The sequence below is a fragment of the Flavobacterium sp. genome (assembly GCF_044338735.1).
In the GTDB taxonomy this organism is placed as follows: Bacteria; Bacteroidota; Bacteroidia; order Flavobacteriales; family Flavobacteriaceae; genus Flavobacterium.
In genome coordinates this window covers 1-3,030 of sequence record NZ_JBIIWV010000223.1, presented here as the reverse complement: position 1 = coordinate 3,030, position 3,030 = coordinate 1, and the positions used below count along the sequence as shown (strand labels likewise).

Here is a 3,030-nt window from a genome sequence, read left to right as displayed (position 1 = left end):
ACTTCTTCGGCAAAAAGGACTTCGGCTTCGTCTTCTGTTCTTGGTAAAGCTTTATCGATAATTAGTATGAATTTATCAATAATTCCTTTGTCTTTTTCAATCTCAAATTGCAATGGTTTTGATTTGGCAAATTTTACTAAATCGGCATTTTCTAATACTACCTTGAATTTTTCTAGCTCTTCTCGGTTAATAAACATTTTCTTTTCTGAAATGGCTTTTTTCATGGCTGCAATCAATTCACTTGATGTGCTTTCCATAGCCGGAACTTTTACCGATTCTTCAATATACGTTCGAGCAATATCGGTCATTTCAGAATAGTATTCTTTAACTTCTCCTTTTTGAATTAATTGCTTTTTATCTAGGTTTTGCAAATAAGCAATTGCTTTTTCGATGGGCGAAGCAAAAAACTCTTCTTCTTTAATTTGACTTTTTTGTAATTTTTTCACAATAAAGTACGATCCAAAACCCGAAGCAATGATTAACGCCAATAAAATCAACCATTTCCACCATTCGCTACTTGGTTTTTCTTCCGTAGCAATAATGTTTTTGATGTCAAACATTTGTTGTTTAGTGGTATCAACTTTTACATTATTAACCACGATGGAAAGCGAATCGGTTCTGAATTCTTTTTGATTGATTTTTACCAATAAATTGGGAATCGTATAACGCCCCGAATCAAATTGGGTTAAACCATATTTTTTGATTAATTCATATTGTGAATTATTTTTAATGGTATCTACTGGATAGGATTCTAAAATTTCCAAAGCGCCGAAAAATTTTCCATCTGGAAAAACCACTTTGTCATTTGCATTTACAGATGCTTTAATGGTAAAATTAAACTGTGATCCAATTTTTATTTGAGAAGAATCAATAGAAGTGGTGATTTTTTGAGAAAAACTATTCGCTGCAAAAAATAACAAAAATAGAAAGATTGAAGATTGAAGATTAACGATTTTTGATTGCAGAAATAATCTAATCATTTGGGAAAATGATTTTAAGTTTCTAAATACTATTTTTAAGTTTTTTGAAAACATGTTTTTTCTACTATTTATTTTTTTCAGCGTTTTTCTTTGCTGTTTTTATACTAGCTACAAAAATTGAAATTAATTCATTAGCCTCAACTTTTAATTGATCTAACATTTTTTGGTTAGAATTTAAATTAGCACGTTCAATAATTTTTAAACAATTATTAGTTTCTCTTAACTCTTTCAAACAAATTCCCATTTTGTGAACAAAATCTCTATTACTTTCAGCACTTTGAGCTTCTCCGTAGTTTAATGCTGGTGATGTTGAAGAGCGAATAATTTGCCCTGTTAAGTGATTTCCTGCATAATTTTTTTCAACATAATTAGTAAACAAAATAACATTTGCTGCAAAATCAATTAATCGTTCTTCTAAATCAAATCTTTTCATTCTTTTTTTACTTCTTAAATCAAAAATCGTTAATCTTAATTCTTAAATCATTAATTTCTCGCTTTAAAATAACCTAATAATTTGGTTACATAACTTTCATCAACTCTTGAACTTATGGTTCCGGCACCACATTTTGAAAAGATATCTCTAAAATAAGATACATTTTCATGATAGTACTTTTCATAGTTTTGACGCACCGATTTTGAATTGGTATCTACTACTAACGTTTCTCCGGTTTCGGCATCTAAAAGGTTTACAATCCCGATGTTAGGAATGCTTTCTTCTCGTTGATCAAAGACACGAATTCCGGTTACATCATGTCGTTTTGAAGCAATTTTTAAGGTGTGTTCGTATGCTGTTGTCATAAAATCAGAAATCACAAAAACAATGGCTTTCTTTTTCATAACACTCGATAAATATTTCAAAGCCTGCGATAAATCGGTTTTTTTGCTTTTTGGTTCAAATTCGATAAGCTCACGAATGATTCGTAAAACATGTGATTTCCCTTTTTTTGGCGCAATATATAATTCGATTTGATCAGAGAACAACAGCAATCCTATTTTATCATTATTTTGTGTAGCCGAAAAAGCTAAAGTAGCTGCAATTTCGGTAACCATGTCTCGTTTTAATTGGTTTTTAGTCCCAAAACTTTCAGAACCCGAAATATCCACAAGCAACATCATCGTTAATTCGCGTTCTTCTTCAAATACTTTAACAAAAGGTTCGTTGTAGCGCGCGGTTACATTCCAATCAATTGCTCTTACATCATCTCCATATTGATATTGGCGCACTTCAGAAAACGTCATTCCACGTCCTTTAAAAGACGTGTGGTATTCTCCCGAAAAGATGTGATCACTCAATCTTCGGGTTTTGATTTCAATTTTTCGAACTTTTTTAAGTAGGTCTTTTGTATCCATTTTGTTACTGCCACAAAGGCGCAAAGTCACAAAGTTTATCTTTCAAGAAATTAAGGAACTTCAATTTCGTTTACAATTTTGCTGATGATGTCTTCTGTAGTAACATTTTCAGCTTCGGCTTCATACGTGATTCCTATTCTGTGACGCAACACATCATAAACTACTGCACGAACGTCTTCCGGAATTACATAACCTCTGCGTTTAATAAATGCATAACATTTTGCAGCGATTGCTAAATTGATACTTCCACGAGGCGATGCTCCAAAACTAATTAATGGTTTTAGATTTTCTAATTTATATTTTTCTGGATAACGAGTAGCAAAAATGATGTCTAGGATGTATTTTTCGATTTTTTCATCCATATACACTTCACGAACGGCTTCTTGCGCTTTTAAAATTTGTTCTAAAGAAACCACTTCGTTCACTTTTTCATAAGCTCCTTTTAAATTTTGACGAATAACTAAGCGTTCGTCGTCCATTTTTGGATAATCAATGACCACTTTTAACATAAAACGGTCTACCTGAGCTTCTGGTAATGGATAGGTTCCTTCTTGATCCACTGGATTTTGCGTTGCCATTACAAGGAATGGTTTGTCCAATTTAAACGTTTCATCGCCAATAGTAACTTGCTTTTCTTGCATGGCTTCTAAAAGTGCTGATTGTACTTTTGCTGGCGCACGGTTGATCTCATCGGCTAAAA

Annotated in this window: 4 protein-coding genes; all 4 read right to left on the bottom strand. The window is 32.3% G+C overall.

Annotation, left to right across the window (positions count from 1 at the left end; translation table 11 throughout):
- Positions 1-980: BatD family protein (locus ACIQZC_RS10410; protein ID WP_396139158.1), on the bottom strand; the 980-nt coding region annotated here is incomplete at its 3' end.
- Between the two features lie 64 nt (positions 981-1,044).
- Entirely contained in the window at positions 1,045-1,413 is a 369-nt protein-coding gene (locus ACIQZC_RS10405) for a four helix bundle protein (RefSeq protein WP_396139157.1), read from the bottom strand.
- Positions 1,414-1,463: 50 nt separating this feature from the next.
- Positions 1,464-2,330, bottom strand: coding sequence for a DUF58 domain-containing protein (locus tag ACIQZC_RS10400; protein WP_396139156.1), 867 nt, complete (start codon positions 2,328-2,330; stop codon positions 1,464-1,466).
- Positions 2,331-2,380: 50 nt separating this feature from the next.
- Positions 2,381-3,030, bottom strand: a 650-nt coding sequence (locus ACIQZC_RS10395) for an AAA family ATPase (RefSeq protein WP_396139155.1), incomplete at its 5' end; no start/stop codon positions are given.